Genomic DNA, 23552 nt, shown 5'->3' on the forward strand with positions numbered 1-23552 from the left:
GTTAATTTGAGGTTTTTTGCTTGGTGCAGGCGCACCTATCCCGTGACTGGTGGCCCTTGAGATGAAAATTTGGCCAGCCGTCGTAGGTTCTGCACCGCAGCGGCCAGCGTGAATTCATCCGTCGCGCCACTCATGCCACGTAGTCGCAAGCGATCCAATTTCAGGATGCGTTTGAGGTGGGCAAACAACATTTCGACCTTTTTACGTTCGTGGCGAGAGCGCTGATACGACGGAGTTACTGCAATGCGCCGGGCCGTATCCCGAGCAGCTTCATGGACGCAGCGGGCGATCTTACGAAACGCAGTGTTCGGGCAGCACTTGGTTTTCATCGGACACGTCGCGCAGTCGGTCTGTCTGGATCGGAAGATGATGGTGTTGGCTTTGGTGACGTGTGAGCGCTCATTTTTGAAGGCTCGCCATTCGCTGCGCAATGGGTTGCCGGCCGGGCAGGAGTACTCCTCAGCCTCGTCATTCCAGTGGAAATCGGTGCTCGAAAAACTGTCGTTCTTGCGCTCGGTTTTGTCCCACACCGGCACATGCGGTTCGATATCTTTCTCTTCCACCATCCAGGCCAACATCGGTGCTGTGCCGTATGCGGTGTCACCGATTAAGCGATCCGGTTTGATGTCGAACAACTCTTCGACTCGATCAATCATGGTTTTGGTACTCTCGACCTCAGCCGTTCGATGAGCCGGTGTCGGTTCTACATCCATGATCACGCCATGCTCGACATCAATCAGGTAGTTCGTGGAATAGGCGAAAAACGCTGGGCCACCCGGGGCGGCCGTCCAACGGGCTAAAGGATCAGTCAGCGATAAGCGCTTGGGAAGAGCTTCAGCGAGCGCCTCCTCATCGAGTGCTTCGAGGTATTCACGGACAGCACGAGCGCTCAGAGACGGGTCGCGCCAGTTGATCTCTTCATCGCTAGGCGCTCCATGTTGCCGACTCGCGTCCGCCTTGATGATGCTGGCGTCCACGGCAAAGCCTTCGCCCTTGACCAGACCCGCGTCCATGCAGCGATGCAGCACTTCATTAAAAAACCAGCGAAACAGATCGCTGTCCCGGAAACGGCCGTGTCGATTCTTGGAAAACGTAGAGTGATTAGGTACTTCATCCTCAAGGCTCAACCGGCAGAACCAGCGATACGCCAAGTTCAAATGAGCCTCTTCACACAAGCGCCGTTCGGAGCGAATGCCATAGCAATAGCCCACGACTAGCATGCGGATCATCAACTCAGGATCAATCGAAGGACGCCCAATTGGGCTATAGAAATCGGCGAGGTAGTGGCGCAGGTCGCTCAGATCGAGGCACCGATCAATGCTGCGCAGAAGATGATTTTTTGGGATGTGGTCTTCAAGGTTGAACGAGTAAAACAGCCGATCCTGCCCACTCGATAACTGTCCCATCATGCTGCGTACTCTCCCGCTGGCCGATGGAGTGATTTTGCCGCAGATCAGTCGATGGAGCTACTCAGGGAATCAGTTAACCTTGGGAGCGTTTCCCTGCGCAATCAGCAGCGAGCGCTCAATCATTTCAACGGTGATGTATGGGACGAACCCCAGCCTTTCGCCCTTTTCAAAGCTTTTTTTGTAATCCTCTAACTGATCGACATCTTGCGCAATTGCTAGTGCAGCTAGATGCCTGAGTGGCATTGCTCCTTTGGCGTCTGTAGGTAAAGACCTGTAGAGCGCCAGGCCCGCATCTATATCTTGATTCTGAGCCCAAGATAACGCCCTGTCAGATAGCTCGACTACATCGTCAGCGCCAATGGTCTCTAACTTCTGGGGCGTTTCGTTGCTTACGATGACAGGTGAAAAATATTTTCTCTCCCCAAAGATGAACGCGACAGCATCCGAAAACGCTGTCGAGGAGATGGAGGGCGTGAACGAAACTCTAAAATGATCCGAGCGCTTCCCTATAGTCGGAATGATCTGGACTTGGATCTCGCCCAAACACTTGATGCAAAAGCGGTCACTTACCTCATCCTTTCCACAGGCCCAACCTTGTGCTTGCAAAATCGCACATGCCTCTTTCTCTGTCATGGTTCTGCTCTCGATATCACCTATCGGATGATACTGGTTTCTTAGGCTCTCAAGGGGGCGCTTTCTAGCCACCCTGCTTTAGCTGGCCGCGCGCTACAGATCGACAGGAGACCTACTTTTTCAACAGAATCGGCCAATAGCAGACGTTCGCTACTGGGGCTAACCCGAAGCATTGGCCGGTGAGCTCCGAGCTTGATGCCGGGCGCAGGTTGCTGGATTGGGTACTAGGTCAGGTGCAGAAGAAAGAGCGGACGCAGTCATGCGCGCTGCGCTTGCCTTCATTCATATCTGACGGCTGTAGCAGCGCTCTTGAGTGTAGGCTGGCCGCAGCGTTGCCTGAACCGGTCTCATCGCGGGGCAAGTCCGCTCCCACGCTACTCTCGAAGTTTGGACTGTTCAGGAGCCGGCTTGCCAGTGATGAGGTCAGCAATGGCAACACAAGGCTTCAACCAGCAGTTGGCATTAATACGACAGGCACCTGGATGGGCGGAATGTCCTCGCCCGCCGGCACCAGGTAGGGATCCTGCATGGGTAGGCTGTCCACTGCCGACACCACAAGACTGTCGATAACCGGATCGCCGCAGCTCTTGACCAGATAGGCCTTGGAACGGGGCTGCCCAGCCGTGAACCGGTAAAGCACGGTGACCGTGAAGGTCTGACCGGATGCCTTAACATGCTGGAACACCGTAGACATCAACAAGCGGTTGCGCTGCTCGCGTACAAATCGTTCGGTCCACAACCGGTTGTACTTCTGCACTTGCCCGGCGTCGAGTTCGAGCCCTCGCGCCAACAGTGGCTGTATCGCCTGCCAAGCTTTGTCGCCATACTTCTGCGTCGCGTCAATGTAAAGCTTCAAGGCCCCGGGCACATCGTGCGCACCGCCCTGTCCGTGCTCCATCATCCCACCCAGTGCCACCGCACCAGATCGTCCCCCCAGTCGGTAGTAATCACGGGCTTTAATCCAATCAGCTGGCTCGCCCACCCCGTCGCGCGCCATGCGCCCGAGTTCGACATAGGCGTAAGGGTCATCCTTTGCCGCTTCGAGATACAGACCGCGGGCCATACCGATGTTCTGAGTGACGCCGTTGCCGCTCTCGTAAAACGTGCCGAGCACATGCCGGCACATCGCATTACCAGCATCGCTGCTTCCCTTGACCATCTCCATACTAGCGGGTGCAACATCCCTGCTGTAAATGGCTTCACGGCAGGCGTTGCTCTGGTTGTCGTCCCGCGTGTAATCGAAGGTGCCAAGCGGCTCGTAACGGTTGCGCTGTTCTTTGAGGTAGCGTTCCATCGGAGTCTGCCGTGCCGCCTTGATGTAGTCGGCGGTGCTCTTGCCCATGTCGTTGGGGCTCTGGCAACCGGCCAGGGCGAACATTAGGCCAATCGATGCGAGGTTTCGAGTCATGCTTTACCTGTGTCCATACATGCACGGCGGTAGCTCGTGCGGGCGATCCATGGGTAGCCTGGCGAACGCGTTAGCGCAGTAGGTAGATGGGGCGGATCCTACCTGTCGCACGTGAAGCCCGCAAATATTGAGCACTAACGAATGAGTGACGGTGGACTCCAGAGTTGTTCGCACGAGAAGTAACGAGCCGCCCGGCTAATCGGCGGTCAAGGAGCCGCTTTTGGCTGCTTTTGGCCGTTTTCTGCCGGTCACGAAGATCTACACTAGGCCCACTAGTCGCCCGAGAACAGCATACAAGACCACCTGCTGTAGCGTTTACGCCCGATAACAAAAAAGGAAACGCACCATTTCCATGGACACTTCAGAAATCAAGCAACGCCTGGCACGCCCTGCCATAAAATTCAGTGCCGGCGGCTTTCGTCCTCTTGGCACAGACGAAGAAAGCTGGCTGGGTAACGTCTTCCTGTTCCGCCCCGACGAAGGCGTGCCCACCAATCAGGCAGGGCAACAGCTGCTCCCCTATGCACAGTTTTACCTGCCCGCCCTTCCCTTCACTAGCTCGCTACTGAAAGGGGTTCGTGTCCTGACGGTTTTTATCTCAAACCCGTTTCCCGAGCATTTTGAGCCCATGGGCAATAACTGGGTGATCCGCGAATATGGGCCGCTGGATGTGTTAGTGCGCAAAGCGCTGCCGGTGGAGGGCTCATTTCTCAAAGCCTTCCCGCTAAAAGCCCAGACGGTGCCGCAGGATTTCCCTCTGTGGGATGGCGGTGGCTTGCCGGCAGATGTTGAACAAGCAGTTCTCAAACTGGAACGTGCGGGCGAAATACAGAGCTATTACGACCTGATCACCCACACCTACGCGCACAAGATCGGCGGCTATCCGTCGTTCTGCCAGGCGGGGGTGGATCCAGGTGAAGGTTTTGAGTTTGTCTTTCAGATTTCGTCAGACGCAAAGATCGGCCTGAATGTGATCGACAGCGGCAGCCTCATGTTCTGGAAGCACATCGAAACCGGCGAATGGGCGCTTTATTATGACTTTTACTAAGGTTTAGAGCGCGCAATGCACGAAAAGGGGGACAGGTTTATTTTTCCTAGAAATAAATCTGTCCCCTTTTCCACCTATCATCCCCAGGTTTCTTTGAGCACCGAGCGAAAAAGTTCGGAAAGCAACGGCTCAACTTCTTTGCGTTCGCTACGGGTCGGCTTAATGGATTCTAGTCTATTGAGCTCACGCTCAATGAATTGCTGGATGGGCGTGATCTGAGGCGATAACCCCATCTCCGGAGACGCACGCTTGACGGCAAGCAAATCATCAATGGCACGCTGGAATTCGGGCTCCCTTTCGATGACGCCGCGCAGCTTGTCAAACTCTATAGGAGCAGGCGTTTCAAACTGCTCTAGCCACCGTATCGATAACAAAGGGCGTAGTACATAAAAGTATTTTTTCAGAGGAACATAAGGCGCCTGCAAGTACCCCCTGTAGTTAGTTTTAGCCATGCTGCGATAATGGTAGATACCGCTTTCTACCGAATACACCTGCGGAAGTAACTCCTTGGCCCGCTTGTGAAAGGAGCCGGTATGCTCGTAGATGATGGGCGACTGTATCCACTCCACAAAGCCTGGATTAGACTTCCAAAATAGCCTAAGTGCCTTTCGTAGATCCCAGCCATTGATGTCCATGTCGTCAATGATGGGGTATTCGATAACGTCGCGCTGCTCCTCAAGGCCGACAGCGAGATACCACTCGGGTTTATTCACATAGATGAAGCGTGCGTCATAGTCGCTGTTGGGAGAGGCGAATCCCCAAGCACGACTTCCTGATTCAATAGCTAAAAGCATTTTTACATCGTGCTCGCCTTCTGCGCGGCGTAGCCGGCCTCTAACTTCTTCCTGAACGTCCATAGAAACCACGAGGGAACTCCAATTAGTGACATTTAGATCGCACGCTACTTTTTCAGGAGCAAGCTGTCCAGTGACCGCTTCTGGCCGATAACTGACTTTCTGATTGGAAAGGCCGAGCTGGAAGGGCTGATAGGCAACTAGTACGCTTGAGTCCATCTAATGATAGGAACCTGACATGGGACATGATCCCTCGTTGCAGATCGAACGCGCCGCTTATGAGGAGTTCGTCTGGCTTTGGAGTCAAGGAAGCTTCGAGCATCAGCGACTGGGCCAAGCGTTTTACAACCACTTCAATCTACACAAACTCACCGATCAGGCCGGATTACACGGTCTATATGAGGCCGACGGTGATAAAGCCTCACGGTTGATCTTGAGGCTTTTCCACCTTCACTGAGTGGCAGCTATCGACCCAAAGCGGGCATCCACTCGTGACTATTGGGATCATGCGCCCACGTCATTTATCAGTTCGTGCCAGGCATCCCTTGCCTTCTGCTCCGAGGTAAAGACTTGTACTTTTGGATGCCAGAACTGCCCCTCAATTACGATGCATTCCAGGGTAGAGTCCTGAAACGTGAAGACATAATGGATGGCATCTTTTAGAAACCGCTGTCTATCGTGTCGCGGATGAATGGAGTTTCTCTGCTCAAGCTCTGCTAGCCAAGGCGAATTATCTATTCGATGAATTTGGTAATGCTTGAGGCCAAGTCCAATAAGCGGATGACCACCCAAAGCCTCGTCGTTTGGTGAGCCGAACTGAATTTTTTTAACTAGGGGAAAATGGATTACAGCTATTTCTTCCCCAGCGGTGCAATACCGTAAGCATAGCTGCGTGTCCGTGGCAAACACGATGGGTTCGGGCGACGTACTTGGCTGTGGCCAGGAGTCAAGCAGCACTACGGTTGCGAATGACATAGGGAAGCCTAGTGAAGAATAGGGGGCAAAACAGAGTGCGAGAGCGATGCGTTGTCGTCAAACGCTTCTGATCGCGATGGGCTGCTTCTGGCCGATTTCTGCCTATCACGACCGACAGCTATGGCCGACTGTCGCCGTTCAAGCCAGCGGCACTTGTCGCTATTTAGGAGCCATTTGGTGTGGAGTGTAAGAATTTACCGCCTTTAGCTTCAACTACCGAGCGAACGGCCTCGGCGTCTGATTTCGAGCCGATAAATGCAAGTTGTAATTTAGGAAGCATAGTTGACGTGTTACTTAAAGCTGCAATAGCTGAGTTAGCTGCAAAAGAACTATTAGTTCCTGAGATGGCGACACGAACATCAGCTTTGCTTGCAGGGGCAATTATTTGGTAAATGCTTGAAACAATTGGAGAGTCTAAACCTACACTTCCGATAAGGGCGGATGCCATAGCTCCGGAGATACCGTTATTCGCTGAGGGAACCCAAACTAAATTGAATTTTTGCTGATCAAATAAAATTGCCGCAGATTGTGCGGCTTGCTGTGGCGACTGGCTCCCAGTTGCAGCACATCCTGCTAATATAAATAATAAAGTTGTGAATGCCAAAATAAGTTTCATGGTTGCTCCTAAGTATTTATTAGGCGACATCACTGTCGCAGATTTGCTGAATGCATGTCGTATAACTTTCCATAGCGGCACATTAACTCATGATCAGCCTAAAGGGTGATTTTGTAAGCGCGACAGTACAACGTAAGAGCGCGACATTGATGGGTGTATCATTACTGATGCATTGGTGGACTGTCCACTGTCTGCTTCTGGCCGATTGCTGCCCGTCACAAACGGCAAAAATCGGCCAAAAGGAGCCGGTCACCGAGAAAAGAACTCCGCCGCGTTTTGATACTATCGGGCGCCCTTACCTTTGGCACGATACCGACATTAGGTTCTTCTGTGCTCGACAGAAGCGACTTTGATCAGCTCTCCACTGAGCAACTGACTTTTTGGACCGCGCACAATGATTGCCCCGGTATGGACTCCCGCTGTGCCTTGGGAGGAAGGCTATCTCACCTGCTCTGCATTGATTGGCGCCAGCCTCCTTTTCCGGTCCTTTCAATTTGTAACAACGTCCTGACGCAATTACGATAGAGTCTTTTCACACCAACAGGACTCTCCAAGCAATGGACATGCGTCGCCTTTTATCCTTCTCCTGCAGCAAAGCTATACTTCCTCTTTTCCTCGGACTGTGTTCCGGTAATGCACTGGCCAGCGGCCTCAGCGAAAGCCTGGTCTCGTGTGAGCCGTCATTTTTCAAACACCTGTATTCCCAGCGCGCCGATCTGGGGAAGACCGTCAAGCTGGCCCGCAACGATCAGCGCGGCCTGGCCTGGCCGCCAGTGCTGGACCGCCGCAACTTCAACACTGCTTTCCAGCACTTCACCCCCGCTGTCGACGACCAGGGCCTGCGCCTGACTAGCTACTACGACCGGATCATGGACCTGGGCGAGCAAGGCATTTACTACTTCTGGGGTTTCGAAATCGATGCCAGCCGCGAGCAAGTCATGGCCAAGTTGCCGCATGCGGAATGGCAGGAGGCCGGCGAGTACTTCATTTCTAAACCACGGATCAAGGCGGACGCCAATTCCGCCTGGCAGAACAACCCTGCGGCGGCCTCGGGCATCGCTCCGGCGGCGGGTTCCGCGGAAAAGCTCCTGATGCTGAGCGTCGAGGACGGGAAGACCCGCCTGCTCTGTTCGTTGCAGGGCAGCGTCGATGAGCTTCTGTTGCAGCAGGAACGCCCGGACCTGGCACAGGGAACCACACGATGAGGCGCCTGCCATGCCTAGCAGCGGTATTGCTGCTGGGTGGTTGTGCCCACGGCACTGTGCCGCAGAAAGCCGTGGCCGAAGCGCCGGCCACGACGCCTGCTGGCATGTTCAAACTGCTGGAGGACGCCAAACTGGCAACCTACTTCGACGCACACTCCGTCGCCTTGTACCAGGGCAATCCGCATTTGCGCCAGTTCTACCTAATCAACAATTACCTCGGACTCGCCGCCCCTAGCGGTAAACTTCCAGAGATTCGCAGTTCGCGGGCGATCCAGGTGATCAACTGCGAGCGGGACGAAATGGCGCAGTTCGGCCGGGTTTATTTCTCCGAGCCCTTTGCCCTTGGGCATGAAGTGACGCGCAAGAGCGATACTCCGCAATGGGGACCGTTGGAGCGGCAGTCGTTGATCGGGAGGTTGCGCGATTCGGTATGCAAGATCGATGCGGCGCATCTTCGGGCGGGTAATCCGGGATAGCTGTATCTTTGCATGAGCAGGCGGCTATCACGGCGTGCCTGCTTTCAGGTGGCAGGGGTGGTGTCTTTCCTCTAAACGACGGAACTGGCCGTTTTCGGCCATTTTGCGCTGCTAGGTCCGCAGCCAATAGTAGAGGTCGTACTTCGACGTCATGTGTTGAGGATGCTGGTTGTCGGAGTCGGGATCTGGAATGGCGACTCGGCGAGTCCAGAGTGGGAACCACTCACCATCCCGCACATCGCTATCGCTAACCATTCGCACATTCTTCAGCATGGTTCGCTCGCAGGCACCGAATTGGACGAAATTGACCTGCGCCTCGATCAAGCTACATCTATTCGGTCCATCCACCTGGTGAGGGTAATAGAGTTGGAACACGTCATCCTCCCAGAAACAAATTGGGCAAATATCGTATGACCCTGGGTGTTCCTCGAAGACTGCATATCCGCAGCATGGGCAGGTAAACATCAATTTTCACTTATTGGTGGCAGTCTATTCTTGGTCGATTTTAGCAACATGCTGAACGGCTGCAATGGGTCGATTGCTGCCAGTCAGGCGCAAAATTACAAGCTTTATCGGTGATGAATTGGAACTGCTAATCCTGTAAGCCAGGTATTCCTTGCCTTACAGAGCCGACCTGAAACCTGCGTACCACTCGCGTACCAACACTACTTCCACGCAGTGACACCCTGCCCCTCAAGACAGACGGCAATCAGCCAAAAATGGTCGCTCTTACACCGACCCGTACATTATCGGCCAAGCGACATGGCTTCTTCGTCAAAATTGAAAGCACATGCCCGGTCGGCTAGTACAGCCGCGTCATAGTATGATTGCGGCCATCAACCATCACAGAATATGGATGTTACACATGCGTTTACTCTTGCCGATGGCAGTAAGCCTGACCCTTATCGGCTGCGCCACTACTAAAACCGATGTTCGCAACGAAGCACAAATCAGCCAATATGACCCGGCTAACACTGCTCGCGTGCGCCTGATCACGGGCGACACCACCCATGCGGGCTTCATCAGTGGACAGACCTGCGAGGCGTTTTACAACGAGTCCCTGCTCACCAAAACACCTGAAGAAGCAGGATGGCAAACGGCGCATGTCGACTCGGCCGGACTCTACCCTTTTCGGGCGACAGACAGCCAAAACAGCGTGATTGGCATGCCTGCCAGTAAGGCGAGCAAAGCCATCAATCAGTCACCCAAGGTGTTTGACGAGCATGTCATCCCGGCCGGGAAACCCTTTATTGCAGGGTTCGCCATGGGGGGCTCGCAGATATCATGCTTTCCCGCGCCAGTCACGCTCATTCCCGACCCCGGCAAAGACTATGAAATGGAACTTCAAATTATTAAAGTCAGCACGTGGAAAGCAGGCTGCGTGATTGCCGTTCGACAACTATCCACTCAGGCCAATACCACCGTCGAAACACCATTAAGACCGCAAGTGTGTGCAAAAACACCGTCGGGCTGGTATACGGCCAACGCAGCACCTTCGCCTTAACAGTTGAGCGAATAGTCATCCCCCCAAGATCTGCTGCAGCTCAAGTCGCGCAGGCTGCCATTGGCCATTCCCGGTCACTTACTGCCTCTCGCCACCGTCCATTCTGGTCGGCAGTGTACGAGTCGGCCGATGTTTTTGAGTGGTTTAAGGTCGACGTCCCGTTGGACAACTTGAAAAACAAAGGATCCTGTTTGGTCCAGCCCGCGCGTTAGAAAAGGCCGCCGAACGCATTCGGCTCCCAGTTCATGATCACCAGTTCACCGCTAACCTCACTCCTTCCTTGTCGTTGGTTAGACGTGGTGTATCGAATGTCGACTGTTTCAAAATGGAAGCCCTTGAACACCTGCCGAATGTCAGGGTGATCGTTGATGCTGACCATCACCTTGCCTTTGCAGCGGCGCATGAAGTCAGCCATCCTTTCGTAGTTCTCGAACGGAAAGTCCACGCCATAACCGGCTGTCTGCCAGTAAGGCGGATCCATGTAGTGGAACGTGTGAGCGCGGTCGTAGCGTTCTGCGCATTCAAGCCAGGGGAGATTTTCGACGTAGGTCCCGGACAGCCGTTGCCAAGCGGCCGAGAGATTCTCCTCGATCCGCAGCAGATTGATGGCCGGGCCAGTGGTCGCGGTACCAAACGTCTGCCCCGTCACCTTACCGGCAAAGGCATGATGCTGCAGGTAGAAAAAACGGGCGGCACGCTGGATATCGGTGAGGGTTTCAGGGCGGGTCATCTTCTGCCACTCGAACACCTGGCGCGAACTGAGCGCCCACTTGAACTGGCGCACGAACTCTTCTAGGTGGTTCTGCACCACGCGGTACAGCGTTACCAGGTCGCCGTTGATGTCGTTGAGGACTTCAACGGGCGCGGCCTGGGGACGCATGAAGTAGAGCGCGGCGCCGCCGGCGAAGACTTCGACGTAGCATTCGTGGGGTGAGAAGAGAGGGATAAGGCGGTCGGCCAGGCGGCGTTTGCCGCCCATCCAAGGAATTATAGGTGTGGACATATAAAAGCAAGACCTTTGCTGTATGGATAAACAGTGCTAGGCTCGCTCCGCTTTGTGCACGAAGCAGGAGCCTTGGCTGGACTTGCAGGGACGATCTGCGGGGAAGGTGGCCGGGTTGGATGTTGACGCATCCTGCCCGGCCGCTCCTTTTACTTCGGTGTAGAAACTTCTTTTGCGTAGGCCTGACAGGCCCGCAGGGCGATCAATCCTTGATCGCCGGCATCGGTGATGCCGATAATTCGTTGAGAATGCGCTGGGTCAAGTTCGACTCTTGTGGGGCCATGAACCACGAAGCCGGTGGCGGTGGTGGTTGGCATTGAACAGCTGCCGCTGGCGTCGGTGGTGGCGAGTACGACTGACAGCCGCAAATCAGCAGTGGCCAGGCGATCACGCAGGCGAGCTTGCTTGGTTTGCTCATCGGTCAATTCCTGATGGTGGGTTTCGTCTTTGTCCCGAAGGCGCCGTTCCAGGCCGAGGCGCTTATCCTGCTCGTTGCGCTGCAGGGCAGCGCCGGCCAGGGATATCTCGGTGAGGGTGTCGGCATGGAGTCGGGCCTGGCGTTCCAACTGCTGGCCGTATCGCCAACCTTGAGCGGTCCATGCCAATGCAGCAGATCCAGGAGCCAGGACCACCAGCACAAGGCCCATGGCTGCAATTCGGAACTGAGTAGGGATCAGATCGAGGAGACGCATAACACCACCCTCGCCCTGGCCCACAGCTGCAGGCGATCTTCCAGACCGTTAAGGCCGCCATTGATCCGGCGGGTGATAGTGTTGAACTGATCCTGATCCGCGAGCGCATTCAAGCCGTTTACCGACCAGAACCACGCCGCAGACTCTGCGGCCCACTGCGGCAGTTCGAGCAACTCACTCGGCAGCTAGCATGACTTTGTGCGGGTGCCGGCGGGAGGGGGCTGCCTCATGGGGCCTCGAAGACTTCTTACCAAGTACTGCGCCAAAAAGGGATAATTTCTTCTACAAATCGTCCGATTTTGGCCGTCTGTGGACTCTCAGGCTCATGAGTCTCAAGCACAATCCCACGTCCAATCGAAGAAGGCCATACCGATAACGGCGTCTTAAATTTCCCGAAAAAAGGTAGGGTTGCGGAAGCGATCCGAAAAATTGCGGAAGCGATGACCAAATCGCAGACAATAAAAAACCCCGTAGACGTTAATCTACGGGGTTTTCAAGAGTGGAGGCCGAGGTCGGAATCGAACCGGCGTAGGCGGATTTGCAATCCGCTGCATAACCATTTTGCTACTCGGCCTCAAACGATCAATGTCATTACCGCCGACATTCACCGCATAAAAACTTGAGTGGGCTATATAACCCTGCCTCTACTCTAACTCATTGAATACATTGAAGTTTTTAATGCTTCGTTGCGTTCGATGGGCGCCATTATGTACTCATTTGCTTTTGGCTGCAACCCCTTGATTTCAAAAATATTTCGTATTGGCATCAAGGGGTTGCGTACCTGCCCTACTCCTTGATGACGTGCTCGCGGTACTGCGGGTCGGCCTTTATCTGGGCTTCGGTGAAGGGCAGCGGGCGCAGTTTTTTCTCGGAGAAGGCTTGAGTCTGGTCCTTTGAGTGGTTCGACTCGGGATTGCTGGATTCGGAGAATGCCAACACGCCCAGGGCTTGGGGGCCTTGGTCATCGAAGGTGACGATTTGCAGGTAGCTGGTGCCGCTGACCACTTCACGTTTGCCGTCGGCACGTGGCACGGTTTGCATGGCATTGTAGATACCCAATTGTTGCGGGCCACCGTGCATGGGGGTTTGGCCGGAGATTTGGATGTCGCCCCAGCGGGTCAGGCCGAGTGTGCTGGCGTCTGCGGTGGAGGCCAGCATGGCGTCGCGCAGGGCCTTGGCGACGGGTTCGCGCTCGATGGCCAGGCCGCGTGGCGTGGTCAGTGGGTGTGCAGGGTCGAAGGCGACGCGCCATGCGTCAGGGATCTGCTGCAGGTGTTCGACCAGGTTGATGAAGTGCACCAGGCCGACGCCGCTGTCGAGGTTGGCGTGCCGGTCCCAGGTGTTCAGGCTGGTGCACAGGGGTTGCAGCGCAGCCGCGTCACCGCCGAGGTGCTTGGCGCAAAACTCAAGCAGGTCGGGCATCACCAGGCCCGCGAGGTACACCTCGTTGTCCATGACCATGTCTCGCAGGTCGGCCACGCTGATCGGTTGTTTTTCCAGGGATTGCAGGCGCTGCACGGCAAATCGCGCGCGGGGGCCGAGGCCGATATGGTCCTGGCTGATCACCGGGGAGAAACCGCTCAATGGCGCCTTGGGGTTGGCCATCCACGCCGAGTCATTGGAGTGTTGCACGTAGTCGGTACGCTGCAATTGCGGCAGTTGGTCGGCCGCGAAGATGCCGGGTTGCGCCGCACGCGGGTCGATATCCCAGGCACAGGCGCTGCGGGCGCCGTCGAGCATGATCATTTGCAGGCCGGCCCGTGGATCGCTGCATTGCGCAAGTTTGGCGGCGCTGACGTTGGGCACCACCGACAGATTCATGTACAGGCTCTGGCCCTGGTCATCGGCGGCCAGGGTGTTGACCCACGGGATGCCTTGCAGGGTGTGCACCGAGGTTTGCAACGCCTTGAGGCTGCCGGCGCGGCTCATCGCGTCCCACTGTTGCAGCACGCGGTCATTGCCCAGGTTGGCGTCGCGCAGGCTGAAGGCGTAGTGGCTGTCCCAGTCGAGTTTGCCGGGCCACTGCACCACCGGGCCGAATTGCGAACTGTAGACCGTATGGGTTACACCTTTGACGCTGCCGTCGGCTTGTTTTACCTGCACATTGACGGAGGTCTGATCCAGGGGAATGGACTTGCCGTCCAGCATATAGCGCGTCGAATCCTTGGGATCCAGGGTGAGGCGATACAGCGTGAAGTGCTTGGACGTATCAACCGTGTGCGTCCAGGCCACATGCTGGTTAAAACCGATGTTGATCACCGGCAAACCCGGCAACGCGGCACCCATCACGTCCAATTGGCCGGGAATGGTCAGGTGCATTTCATAAAAGCGCATGCCACCGACCCAAGGGAAATGTGGGTTTGCAAGCAACATACCGCGACCATTGAACGAACGATCACGGCCCACGGCCACCGCGTTGCTGCCGCGGTCCAGGGTGAAGCGTTGCTGGTGCGCGGCGGCCAGTTCAAAGGCCCTGGTGTTGGGAGGCACGCTGGCGGTGGCTTGAGGCGGTGTCGCACCGACCAAGGCTTCGGCGAATTGGCCGACACCGCCTTCAACCAACAACCTGCGCGTCAGCTTGACCAGGTCTTCAACGTTCAAGGGCCGTACCCACCCCGCCTGGCACTGCGCCGGCGCGCCCTGCTCTTTGAGGTAGCGGTTGTAGCCGGCGACATAACCTTCAATACGCTGCTGCATCTGCGGGGGTTGCGCTTTCCAGAAAGCGGCAACGGCTTGTGGCGTATTCAGCCAGGTGAAAAACACATCACTGGCGAGGTTGTTACGCGCTTCCGGGGTCGACTGGTCGGGGCCGAAAAACCGCGCGCGCTCACCGTTCACGGTGACCACTTCATTGGCCAACAGGCACAGGTTGTCCTGGGCATACGCGTAACCGATGCCGTACCCCAGGCCGCGCTCATCCGCGGCGCGAATGTGCGGTACGCCGAACGTGGTACGGCGAATATCCGCCGAAGTCGGTGTCACTTGCTCCCGCGCCGATGCGGCAAGGCTCAGCCCCAGCAACAGTCCCGCCACACACGCCCTGGACAACCCGTTGGAAATAATCACGCAAACCCCACAGTCAAATTGAACACCCTCACACGGGGCTGTTCCCCCCACGTAAGAACGCAGACAACCGGGAATAATTTAGACGAGGGGATGTTTATTGACAGGGTTTGATCTGTGACAAACAGGATACCGACAAAATTTCTACATGAAGGACTTCATGATTTCCGTGGCTGGTTCGTCTAATTAATCAAGAGCGCCATCATTTTCCTGATCAGGCTCTGATAAGGAGTTTTTTGCATGTACAACTCGCACCTGCCCACGGACGGACATTCACCGGCTGCCGACGCCAATTTCGGCGGCGGCGCACACGCATTCGGCAAAGCCCCGGGCAAACTGCCCGAACAACAAGGCAACCAGCGCATTCGCCACTTGCTCAAGTGTTTCGGTTTGCGCACCAGCCTGATTCGGCTGAAGGTCATCGACGCCCTCCTCACCGCTGCCGACAACCAGCGCACCCTCGGAGTGCGTGGCGTGCACAGCCATTTGCTGGAGCTGGGCATCCCGCTGTCGTTTCTGAGCGTGCGTGAGGTACTCAAGCGCCTGTGCACCGAGGGCGTGATCACCCTCAATGCCGATAAAAGCTACAGCCTCCATGCAGAGGCCGCCAAACTACTCAACGGGCACGCATGACGCTCCAAGCTGAATCGTGTGCCTGAATCAGAAGTTAGGCTTGACCTTGCGACGCATGATGCCGTTGATCACTACCACAGTGACCGCTACGGCGATGGCGATGTACTGGAACGTTTTCTCGCTGATGACGCCGGTGTTCTGCAGGTAGGACAGGCCAAACATCGTCCCCAGTACCACCAGAGAAATCAGAATCGAATATTTCAAACGTTGCTTTTGGGTCATGACGGGGTCCTGAAGCTGGTAAATGTATCCACTTTGTATCGCCGAGCATGCCAAGCTCATACCCAGTAACGGGGATGGCGCGGGGTCGGCAGGGTCCTATGTTACAGGCGCTGAAAATTTTTGGCTTGTTCCACGCCTGATTGAACCTGTCGGTACTTTAGAGGATTTCAAAATGCTCCGTCGAATCACACTGCTGATTCCATTGCTGATCATGCTGAGCATGAGCGGCTGCTTCTTTTTCCCCCACGGCGGCGGTGGCGGCTGGCACGACCACCGCTATGACGGCGGCCAAGGCTACGAACGCCGCTGATACACTGCGCGTCTCGCTTTGCATTGCGCAAAGCGAGACCCTTGCCGTTCAGCCGGCATGCACCCACCGCTGGTGCAGCCACCGCGCAAACGCATCCAGGGCAAAGCCCAATAGCCCGATCAACAGCACCATCGCCATCAACTCCGAATAGGCGAGGCGATCACGGGTGTCGAGGATGTAATACCCCAGCCCCGCACTGACCCCGAGCATTTCGCACGGCACCAGCACAATCCACAGAATGCCGATGGCCAGGCGCACGCCGGTCAGCACATGCCCCACCACGCCGGGAATAATCACCCGACGCAAGGTTTCCCAGCGTGTCGCACTCAGGCTTTGACTCAACTGCAGCCACCGCGGGTCCAACTGCCGCACGCCGGCGGCCGTATTGAGCATGATCGGCCACACCGCGGCAAACGCCAGCAGGAAGTAAATGGGTTGGTCACCCACGCCCATCAACATCACCACGATCGGCATCCAGGACAGCGGTGAGATCATTCGCAAAAACTGAAAGGCCGGCGTGGTTGCTGCCTCCAGGTTGCGCGAGCTGCCCACCAGCAAGCCCAGTGGCACCCCTACCAACAACGCGAGAAACAGCCCGACAAAAATACGCTTGAGGCTAACGGCGATGTGCAGATAGAGCTCACCGCGCCCGAGCAATTCCCATAGGCTGCTTAAGGTAGCGGCCAGCGAGAAACGTGCCGACAAGCCGTCGGCCGCGCCAAACACCTTCACCCCCAGCCACCACAACACCAGCAAACCTGCCAGGCCGCTTATACCGAGCAACCAGCCAGGCCATATGACGGTTTTGCCGTTGTTCAAACGCCAATCTCCTCGTGCCGCTCATAACCGTCCGGCAAGCCGAAGGTTTTCATGCCGCCCACCGACTCGATCGCGTTGCGGACGAAACGGTCGTCGACCAGGTCTTTGGCCACAAAGGCCGGGTCCAGGTCGGCAAGAAACTTCTTGTCGCCTTCGATCAACGTGTCCTTCAAGCGCCGCACCAATTCCTCGGTGTAGCTGGGGAACGGATAAGGTTGGAAGTCGATGCGGTGCTCGTCCCAGTTGGCGTGCTGGATCGCACCGTCGGCCAGGTAAGCCGCGCGGTCGGCAGCCGTCGGGGCCAGGACTTTGCTCAATACCGGTTCAGCATGCGGCGTGTAGCGGTTCGGGCCGTCCTTGGACAGCAGCTTCACCGCCTCCTCGCGGTTATCACGCGTCCACACCTGTGCCTTGACGATGGCATTCACCACCTTCTGCGACCATTCCGGGCGGTTGGTCAGGTCATGCTCGTGCATGAACACTACGCAGCACGCATGGTTGCGCCAGACGTCGCCGGTAAACCGTTGCACGCGCCCGACCTTGAGGTTTTCCGCCAGGGCGTTGAACGGCTCGGCGACGATATAACCATCGATGCGCTTGCTCGCCAGGGCCGGCGGCATGTCGGAGGGCGGCAGTACGATCAGGTTGACTTCATTGGCCGCAATCTCAGTACCGGCAGCTCGCGCCACGGGTGTGAGGCCGTTGTCGCGGAACAACTGCTGTACCACCACGTTGTGAATCGAGTACCAGAATGGAATCGCCACTGACTTGCCGCCCAGTTGCTTCACCTCGGTAATGCCTGGCGAAACGGTCAAGCCGGAACCGCCGACGTGGTTCCAGGCCACCACTTTTGCCGGGACTTTGCTGCCGTAGCGGGCCCACACCGTCATTGGCGACAACAGGTGAATCACGTTGACCTGCCCGGAAATAAACGCCTCGATCACCTGGGCCCAACTGCGCAACAGCACGGGGCGCTCGGCCTTGATGCCCTCGGCTTCGAACAGGCCGTTGTTGTGCGCGACCAGCAACGGTGTGGCGTCGGTGATCGGCAAGTAGCCGATACGCACCGGTGCATCCGGCTCGCTGGCGGCGCGGGCTTGCAGGCTGCTCAGCAGTGGCAAGGCACCGGCGGCACTGAGCACGGCGGAAAGTTTGAGAAAGTCACGGCGCGAGTGAGTGAGGTCATCCAGACACATGTGAGAACTCCGATTGTTCAAGAGGGTTGGGTTGAGGGCGGCTCGCCTGCCGTAAGGTTTTCAGAATCTCGATACGCAGTGCGCCGATGGCCTCAACCTGTTCTTCGCGCGGTTGCGGCAGGTCGATGTGCCATTCGCCCAGGGTCCGCGCCGGGCGGTTGCCCAGTAGCAGGATGCGGTCGGAGAGCAGCAGCGCCTCATCAATATCATGGGTAATCAGCACCGCCGCCGAACCTTGCTCGCGGTTGACCTTGAGCAACAGGTGCTGCATGTCGGCGCGGGTGACTTCATCCAGCGCGCCGAAGGGCTCATCCAGCAACAACACTTGCGGTTGCCGTGCCAGGCAGCGGGCCAACGCCGTGCGCTGGGCCATACCGCCAGACAACTGCGCGGGGAACTGCTGACGGGCATGTTCCAGCCCGACCGCCGCGATAGCGTGGTCGACGCGGCGGCGACGTTCTTCATGACTCACGTGCGGTTGGCGGGCGAAATCCAGGCCAAAGGCGACGTTCTTTTCCAGATTCAACCAGGGCAACAGGCTGGGGTCCTGAAAGGCCACCGCCACCCTCGGGTGCGGCCCGCTCAAGGGCTCGCCCAGCACCTGCACTGTTCCGCCCTGGGGCGCCTGTAAACCGGCCAGTACGCGCAACAGGCTGGATTTGCCGACGCCACTGGGCCCGAGGATCGACACCACTTCGCCAGGCCGCAGGTGCAAGTCGAACCCTTGCAGCACCGGCCCGCTGGCATAGCCCAGGCAAACCCCCTGGGCGCTCAATACTGTTGCGGTCATAGATTGGCCTGTCGGTGCAACTCTGTGCGCAGTTGCACCAGGCTTGGCGTGACGATCGGCACAAAGGCCGACTCGCGCCAGCGCCGGGCAAAGCCGCTGCCGTGTGCGGTGAGGTACGCCTTGCCGCCGCTGGCCTGCAGTTCAAGTTGCACGGCACTGGCGGCCGTTTCCGCAAGGCCAATACGCAGTTTGAACAGCGGCACCGGCTCTGCCGCAAACCGTCCGGCCAGCAAACCCTTTTTCAGCTCGGTGACCAGATGGTCGAGCGTCACCCGCAACGCTTCCAACTCATCACGCAGCACCGTGCGGCTCGCGCCCAGGTGGTTGGCCACTTCCGCCAGCGAGCGGCGGGCCAGGCCGATGGACATGCCGCATTGCAAGCCCAGAAACGCCGGGCGTACTGCCGGCAAAAACTGGCGCGCGTCCTCGTGCAGCAACCAGTCGCGGCTCAGCTCGACACCTTCCAGACCCAGCGCTGCCGTGTTGCTCGATTGCAGCCCCATCAGCTCCAGGTCGCGGGAACGCTGCAAGCCCGCCACTGAATCGGGAATCGCCAGGATAAACGGCGCGCCGCCACCGGCATGCTCGATCGCCGCGGCCGCGACAAACCCGTTCTTGCGCAGGTTCGTCACCCAGTGCAGCCGACCGTTGAGGGTCCAGCCGTCGTCAGTCGGCTCGGCGCTGATTTGCAGCGCCTCGATGCCCGATAGAAACTTCATCGCATTCGACAGCCCCGTGGCACCGGCGAGTTTGCCACTGAGCAAGTCCGGCAACAGCTGCTCGCGCAGCCGTTCATTGGGGCTCTGCAACAAATACTCGATAAAGGATCGCTGGCCCCAACAGACAAATGCGGCCGCCAGGGAATGGCTGGCGACATTGGCGATGGCGTCCACTGCACCGGCCACATCGCCGCCCAGCCCGCCGAGTGCTTTCGGCACGCCGATACGTAATACATTGGCTTCTGCCAGCCGTGGCAGCACTTCCTGTGGATCGCAACTGCCCACATCCAGGGCCTGCGCTTGAACATCGAGCCAACGGCTCAAGATTGGGTCAAGCATTCGTGTTTCTCCTTGTTACTGCAGGTGGGCGATCGCCCATTCAGCTTGCCGGTTTTTCCCAACGGTATTGCGCCAACTCCGGGTTCAACGGGGTACGGGCAAACACGTTAGCGAAGTTGCACAACGTTGCCAGGCTCACGCCCAAAATAACTTCCAGCGCCTGGCCATCGGAATAACCGGCGGCACGGAATGCCTCGAAACCGGCGTCGCTGACGTCGCCCCGGGTGGCGATCACTTCACGGGTGAACGCGGCGAGTGTCTCATAACGGGCATTGGGCAATTCACCCCGCTGGCGCAAGGCATCAATAACGTCTTCCGGCAGCTTGGCCTTGTTGCGTGCAACGGCCGTGTGACCGGCGACGCAGAAATCGCAGCCGTGGGTGGTGGCGGCAATCAGCTGCACGACTTCGCGGTCGGCCAGGCTCAGTTCAGATTTGGCGTTGAGGCCGGAGACAGTGATGTAGGTTTCCAGGGCGGCCGGCGCATTGGCCAGCACGGCGAGCAGATTGGGAATGAAACCCGAGCCCTTGAGGGCATTTTCGAGGAACGGCTTGGCCGCTCCAGGTGCGGTTTCAGGGGTCAGCAACGGTACACGGGACATGGAGTGGTCTCCTGGTGGGTTCATGTCTCCAGTCTGTTGGTTATAAAAAATCCCCTCAATAGGCTAAAGTAGCGATTACTTGCTCTTGAGTCTTTACGTTAGATGAATTCGTCCAGTGCTCTCGTCGATTGGTTATTAGACAGCCTCGAACTCAACACCAGTCTGTTCCATGTCGGGCGCTATTGCGGCGACTGGCATGCGAGCACTCATGGCCTGGCCAGCGCGAGTTTCCACTTGATTGTGCAAGGCCAGTGCTGGCTGCATATCGACGCAGAATCCACCCCCCAACACTTGAACAATGGCGACGCGGTGTTTCTGCTGCGCGACCTTGAGTATCGGCTGTCCGGCGAAGCGACGGCGCAGGGCGCACAGGAATGTCCACGCCGTGCCATGCTGCCGCTGGATAACGAGGCCAGCGATGGCGTGGGCCTGGTCTGCGGTTTCTTCCACTTCCATTCCGGCCTGTCGGCGATGATCGTCGACACCCTGCCCGCCTGGATCATCTTGCGGGCCGGCGACCCATCGTTAACCGCCGCACGCAACCTGTTCGAACTGATCCTGCAAGAATGCCAGCGCATGCCCGCGCCCTCCTCGGCCTTGCTCGAGCGTCTTTGCCACTTGTTGTTTCTCTATGTGCTGCGCCAGCAAGTGATCGACAACAACGAGCTCGGCGGCCTGGCGGCATTGGGACGGCAGCCGGCATTTGCCCACTTGCTGGAACAGCTTATCGCCCGCCCCGCTGAGGCCTGGACCCTGGAAAGCATGGCCGCCTGTACCGGGCTGTCGCGTTCGGCGTTTTTCAAACGGTTTAACGAGCTGTGTGGCCAGTCGCCCGGGCAGGTGCTGTTGATGATGCGCATGCGCCATGCGTGCCAGCTCTTCAAGCAGGACCAGACCGTGGCGGAGGTAGCGCTGGCGGTCGGTTACCAGTCGGTTGCGGCGTTCACCCGGGCGTTCCACAAAGTCACCGGGCAACAACCCGGGGCCTATCGCAAGGCCCAAGCCTAGCGGCGCAAACCATTGCCCGGCCGGGCGCAGAGTTCCACCAGCCAATCGACCAATACCCGCACCCGCGGCGATAGCTGGCGGTGCGGCGGGTAAAGCGCGGTCAGTGGCAATCGGGGTGGTTTGATGGCGCTTAACACCTCCACCAGGCGGCCTGCTTCCAGCTGCAGTTTGGCGTGATAGAACGGCGTCTGCACCAGGCCATAACCCGCTTCGCACGCCGCCAGATAACCATCTGCACTGTTGACGGCGACCTGCTTGGGCAAGTCCACCAAACGAATTTCCTCGCCCACCTGAAACTCCAGGCCATAGCGTTTACCACTGCTGCTGGAAAAGTATTCGACGACTTGATGGCCGGCCAGTTCTTCCAGGCACTCGGGCACGCCGAACCGCTGCAGATAGCCGGCGCTGGCACAGGTCACCTGGTCCATCATTGCCAGAGGCCTTGCCACCAGGGATTCGTCAAGGGCCAGGCCGCCGCGCAACACACAGTCCACGCCTTCGCGGATCAGGTCGACCGGACGGTCGTTCAGGCCGATCTCCAACTCGATCTGCGGGTAACGCGTGCTGAATTCGGGCAGCGCGGGGATCACCAGAAATCGCCCGATCCCCGACGGCATGTCGATACGCAACGTACCGCGCGGGCTGCCACGGGTGGAGAACACTGCTTCGGTTTCTTCAAGATCCGCCAGGAGGCTGACGCAGCGCTGGTAGTAAGCAGCACCATCCAGTGTGGGGCTGACTTGCCGTGTGGTGCGCTGCAACAACTGCACACCCAGGTGCGCCTCCAGTTGTTTGATCACGATCGTCACCGAGGCACGCGGCAATTGCAGGCTGTCGGCGGCTTTGGCGAAACCGCCCAACTCGACGATTCGAGTAAACACGCGCATGGCATTAAATCGGTCCAAAGCGGGGTGAACTCCGGGGATTGTTTAGAAAATTATAATAGTGATAGCGGTTTTAGCGGCTTTATCCCTGAGTTGTCGAGGAGAACAATGGGCCTTTCCCTCCAAGGAGCTGCTCCGATGCACACACGTCAACTCGGCAAGAACGGCCCTCACGTCTCCGCCATCGGCCTCGGCTGCATGGGCATGACCGATTTCTACACCACCGGCATTGATACCCGGGAAGCGATTGCGACCCTGCACCGCGCCCTCGAACTGGGCGTCACCTTGCTGGACACCGCCGACATGTATGGCCCCTACACCAATGAAGAACTGATCGGCAAAGCCATCGCCGGCAAACGCGACCAGGTGTTCCTGGCGAGCAAATTCGGTTTTGTGCGGGACCCGGCAAACCCGGCGGCACGCGGTGTGAATGGTCGCCCTGAGTACATCCGCAAAGCGATTGACGGCACATTGAAGCGCCTGGGCGTGGACACCCTGGACCTTTACTACCAGCACCGCGTGGACCCCGAGGTGGCCATCGAAGAAAGCGTCGGCGCCATGGCCGAGTTGGTCAAACAGGGCAAGGTGCGTTACCTGGGCCTGAGTGAAGCCTCCGCCGCCAGCCTGGAGCGTGCCCACAAGGTGCACCCGATCAGCGCCTTGCAAAGTGAATACTCGTTGTGGAGCCGCGACCAGGAAGACAACGGTTGCCTGGAGACGTGCCGGCGCCTGGGCATCGCCTTTGTGCCTTACAGCCCGCTGGGGCGCGGCTTTCTCACCGGCACCCTGAAAAGCCCGGAGGACTTCGCTGCCGACGACTACCGCCGCTCCAGCCCACGGTTCCAGGGCGAGAACTTCGCAAAAAACCTGCTGCTGGTGGATAAAGTGCAGGCGCTGGCCGCCGAAAAAGGCGTGACTGCCGGGCAATTGGCTTTGGCCTGGGTACTCACCCAAGGGGATTACCTGATCCCGATCCCGGGCACCAAACAGCGCAAGTACCTGGAAAAGAACGTAGCGGCCGTCGATATCGTCCTGAGCCCTGCCGAAGCGGCAGCGCTGGCGTCGATCTTCCCCGCCGGCGCCACGGCCGGTTTGCGCTACACCGAGGCCTCGATGGGCTTGGTGAATCAGTAGCCGGTGTGGCCCGGGCGCACCGATTCAGGGTGCGCCCGATTTTTGTTGCACGATGTTACCTAAAGCTCCGC

26 protein-coding genes, 1 tRNA gene and 1 pseudogene are annotated in these 23552 nt (G+C 57.7%); 9 read left to right on the forward strand and 19 right to left on the reverse strand.

What is annotated here, in order from left to right; translation table 11 throughout:
• Window positions 1–35: 35 nt before the first annotated feature.
• The 3 genes from ACI77D_RS14550 to ACI77D_RS14560 form a co-directional block, all read right to left on the reverse strand.
• Window positions 36–1409, reverse strand: a complete 1374-nt coding sequence (locus ACI77D_RS14550; RefSeq protein WP_407016850.1) for a transposase — start codon at window positions 1407–1409, stop codon at window positions 36–38.
• A gap of 69 nt (window positions 1410–1478) precedes the next feature.
• Window positions 1479–2042 carry a DUF6990 domain-containing protein gene (locus ACI77D_RS14555; protein ID WP_407016851.1) on the reverse strand — a complete coding sequence of 188 codons (564 nt, stop codon included), beginning with the start codon at window positions 2040–2042 and terminating at the stop codon, window positions 1479–1481.
• A 445-nt stretch (window positions 2043–2487) separates the two neighbouring features.
• Window positions 2488–3420, reverse strand: coding sequence for a tetratricopeptide repeat protein (locus ACI77D_RS14560; protein WP_407016852.1), 933 nt, complete (start codon window positions 3418–3420; stop codon window positions 2488–2490).
• Between the two features lie 382 nt (window positions 3421–3802).
• On the opposite strand from ACI77D_RS14560, the gene ACI77D_RS14565 reads away from it, so the two are divergent.
• Window positions 3803–4498, forward strand: a complete 696-nt coding sequence (locus tag ACI77D_RS14565; protein ID WP_169866135.1) for a DUF1963 domain-containing protein — start codon at window positions 3803–3805, stop codon at window positions 4496–4498.
• 77 nt (window positions 4499–4575) lie between these two features.
• Here ACI77D_RS14565 and ACI77D_RS14570 read toward each other — a convergent pair whose 3' ends face one another.
• A complete protein-coding gene (locus ACI77D_RS14570) occupies window positions 4576–5511 on the reverse strand; it encodes a DNA polymerase beta superfamily protein (protein WP_407016853.1) in 936 nt (311 codons plus the stop codon).
• Between the two features lie 19 nt (window positions 5512–5530).
• Here ACI77D_RS14570 and ACI77D_RS14575 point away from each other — a divergent pair, with 19 nt between their 5' ends.
• Complete coding sequence (locus ACI77D_RS14575) at window positions 5531–5749, forward strand: hypothetical protein (RefSeq protein WP_145166012.1); 219 nt, start codon at window positions 5531–5533, stop codon at window positions 5747–5749.
• A 47-nt stretch (window positions 5750–5796) separates the two neighbouring features.
• Here the strand turns inward: ACI77D_RS14575 and ACI77D_RS14580 are convergent, their stop codons facing one another.
• Together ACI77D_RS14580 and ACI77D_RS14585 are read right to left on the reverse strand one after the other, a co-directional pair.
• Complete coding sequence (locus tag ACI77D_RS14580; protein ID WP_407016854.1) at window positions 5797–6267, reverse strand: hypothetical protein; 471 nt, start codon at window positions 6265–6267, stop codon at window positions 5797–5799.
• Between the two features lie 163 nt (window positions 6268–6430).
• Window positions 6431–6883 (reverse strand): hypothetical protein, encoded by a 453-nt coding sequence (locus ACI77D_RS14585; protein ID WP_407016855.1) that lies wholly within the window; start codon window positions 6881–6883, stop codon window positions 6431–6433.
• Between the two features lie 557 nt (window positions 6884–7440).
• On the opposite strand from ACI77D_RS14585, the gene ACI77D_RS14590 reads away from it, so the two are divergent.
• Both ACI77D_RS14590 and ACI77D_RS14595 read left to right on the forward strand, forming a co-directional pair.
• Entirely contained in the window at window positions 7441–8088 is a 648-nt protein-coding gene (locus tag ACI77D_RS14590; protein ID WP_407016856.1) for a hypothetical protein, read from the forward strand.
• Window positions 8085–8564 (forward strand): surface-adhesin E family protein, encoded by a 480-nt coding sequence (locus tag ACI77D_RS14595; protein WP_015371096.1) that lies wholly within the window; start codon window positions 8085–8087, stop codon window positions 8562–8564. Before ACI77D_RS14590 ends, ACI77D_RS14595 begins: the two co-directional genes overlap by 4 nt.
• 111 nt (window positions 8565–8675) lie before the next feature.
• On the opposite strand, the gene ACI77D_RS14600 is transcribed toward ACI77D_RS14595, so the two are convergent.
• The gene (locus tag ACI77D_RS14600) at window positions 8676–9029 is read right to left on the reverse strand and encodes a CPCC family cysteine-rich protein (RefSeq protein ID WP_407016857.1); all 354 of its coding nucleotides are present in this window, start codon (window positions 9027–9029) and stop codon (window positions 8676–8678) included.
• 400 nt (window positions 9030–9429) lie between these two features.
• On the opposite strand from ACI77D_RS14600, the gene ACI77D_RS14605 reads away from it, so the two are divergent.
• Window positions 9430–10068: a hypothetical protein gene (locus ACI77D_RS14605; RefSeq protein ID WP_201229124.1), complete on the forward strand. Its 639-nt coding sequence runs from the start codon at window positions 9430–9432 to the stop codon at window positions 10066–10068.
• A 208-nt stretch (window positions 10069–10276) separates the two neighbouring features.
• On the opposite strand, the gene ACI77D_RS14610 is transcribed toward ACI77D_RS14605, so the two are convergent.
• The 5 genes and pseudogenes from ACI77D_RS14610 to ACI77D_RS14630 form a co-directional block, all read right to left on the reverse strand.
• On the reverse strand, window positions 10277–11071 hold the full coding sequence (locus tag ACI77D_RS14610; RefSeq protein WP_407016858.1) for a DNA adenine methylase: 795 nt from the start codon (window positions 11069–11071) through the stop codon (window positions 10277–10279).
• A 149-nt stretch (window positions 11072–11220) separates the two neighbouring features.
• Complete coding sequence (locus ACI77D_RS14615; RefSeq protein ID WP_407016859.1) at window positions 11221–11763, reverse strand: lysis protein; 543 nt, start codon at window positions 11761–11763, stop codon at window positions 11221–11223.
• Window positions 11745–11939: pseudogene (locus ACI77D_RS14620) on the reverse strand (glycoside hydrolase family 19 protein); the annotation flags it as partial. The pseudogene ACI77D_RS14620 and the gene ACI77D_RS14615, both read right to left, overlap by 19 nt.
• A 324-nt stretch (window positions 11940–12263) precedes the next feature.
• Window positions 12264–12337 (reverse strand) — tRNA-Cys (locus ACI77D_RS14625).
• Window positions 12338–12549: 212 nt separating this feature from the next.
• A complete protein-coding gene (locus ACI77D_RS14630; RefSeq protein ID WP_407016860.1) occupies window positions 12550–14829 on the reverse strand; it encodes an acylase in 2280 nt (759 codons plus the stop codon).
• A gap of 237 nt (window positions 14830–15066) precedes the next feature.
• On the opposite strand from ACI77D_RS14630, the gene ACI77D_RS14635 reads away from it, so the two are divergent.
• Window positions 15067–15459, forward strand: a complete 393-nt coding sequence (locus ACI77D_RS14635; RefSeq protein WP_064452591.1) for a hypothetical protein — start codon at window positions 15067–15069, stop codon at window positions 15457–15459.
• Between the two features lie 27 nt (window positions 15460–15486).
• On the opposite strand, the gene ACI77D_RS14640 is transcribed toward ACI77D_RS14635, so the two are convergent.
• Window positions 15487–15681 carry a hypothetical protein gene (locus tag ACI77D_RS14640; protein WP_053255884.1) on the reverse strand — a complete coding sequence of 65 codons (195 nt, stop codon included), beginning with the start codon at window positions 15679–15681 and terminating at the stop codon, window positions 15487–15489.
• A 172-nt stretch (window positions 15682–15853) separates the two neighbouring features.
• On the opposite strand from ACI77D_RS14640, the gene ACI77D_RS14645 reads away from it, so the two are divergent.
• Window positions 15854–15991 carry a hypothetical protein gene (locus ACI77D_RS14645; protein WP_167353702.1) on the forward strand — a complete coding sequence of 46 codons (138 nt, stop codon included), beginning with the start codon at window positions 15854–15856 and terminating at the stop codon, window positions 15989–15991.
• 48 nt (window positions 15992–16039) lie between these two features.
• On the opposite strand, the gene ACI77D_RS14650 is transcribed toward ACI77D_RS14645, so the two are convergent.
• Genes ACI77D_RS14650 through ACI77D_RS14670 form a run of 5 tightly spaced genes read right to left on the reverse strand, consistent with a single transcriptional unit; the run spans window position 16040 to window position 20455 of the window.
• Entirely contained in the window at window positions 16040–16789 is a 750-nt protein-coding gene (locus ACI77D_RS14650) for an ABC transporter permease (RefSeq protein ID WP_167353731.1), read from the reverse strand.
• A gap of 17 nt (window positions 16790–16806) precedes the next feature.
• A complete protein-coding gene (locus ACI77D_RS14655) occupies window positions 16807–18006 on the reverse strand; it encodes an ABC transporter substrate-binding protein (RefSeq protein WP_064452593.1) in 1200 nt (399 codons plus the stop codon).
• Window positions 17993–18796, reverse strand: coding sequence for an ABC transporter ATP-binding protein (locus tag ACI77D_RS14660; protein ID WP_407016861.1), 804 nt, complete (start codon window positions 18794–18796; stop codon window positions 17993–17995). The genes ACI77D_RS14655 and ACI77D_RS14660 overlap by 14 nt, the downstream gene beginning before the upstream one ends.
• Entirely contained in the window at window positions 18793–19854 is a 1062-nt protein-coding gene (locus tag ACI77D_RS14665; protein WP_407016862.1) for an acyl-CoA dehydrogenase family protein, read from the reverse strand. The genes ACI77D_RS14660 and ACI77D_RS14665 overlap by 4 nt, the downstream gene beginning before the upstream one ends.
• Before the next feature lie 40 nt (window positions 19855–19894).
• Window positions 19895–20455 carry a carboxymuconolactone decarboxylase family protein gene (locus ACI77D_RS14670; RefSeq protein ID WP_407016863.1) on the reverse strand — a complete coding sequence of 187 codons (561 nt, stop codon included), beginning with the start codon at window positions 20453–20455 and terminating at the stop codon, window positions 19895–19897.
• Between the two features lie 102 nt (window positions 20456–20557).
• Here ACI77D_RS14670 and ACI77D_RS14675 point away from each other — a divergent pair, with 102 nt between their 5' ends.
• Window positions 20558–21463: an AraC family transcriptional regulator gene (locus ACI77D_RS14675; RefSeq protein WP_064452596.1), complete on the forward strand. Its 906-nt coding sequence runs from the start codon at window positions 20558–20560 to the stop codon at window positions 21461–21463.
• On the opposite strand, the gene ACI77D_RS14680 is transcribed toward ACI77D_RS14675, so the two are convergent.
• Complete coding sequence (locus ACI77D_RS14680) at window positions 21460–22368, reverse strand: LysR family transcriptional regulator (RefSeq protein WP_407016864.1); 909 nt, start codon at window positions 22366–22368, stop codon at window positions 21460–21462. The two genes, ACI77D_RS14675 and ACI77D_RS14680, sit on opposite strands and share 4 nt — an antisense overlap.
• A gap of 117 nt (window positions 22369–22485) precedes the next feature.
• Between ACI77D_RS14680 and ACI77D_RS14685 the strand changes: the two genes are divergently transcribed.
• Window positions 22486–23481 (forward strand): aldo/keto reductase, encoded by a 996-nt coding sequence (locus ACI77D_RS14685; protein ID WP_407016865.1) that lies wholly within the window; start codon window positions 22486–22488, stop codon window positions 23479–23481.
• Window positions 23482–23552: the final 71 nt, after the last annotated feature.

Source organism: Pseudomonas sp. O39, from assembly GCF_045447295.1.
GTDB lineage: Bacteria > Pseudomonadota > Gammaproteobacteria > Pseudomonadales > Pseudomonadaceae > Aquipseudomonas > Aquipseudomonas antarctica_A.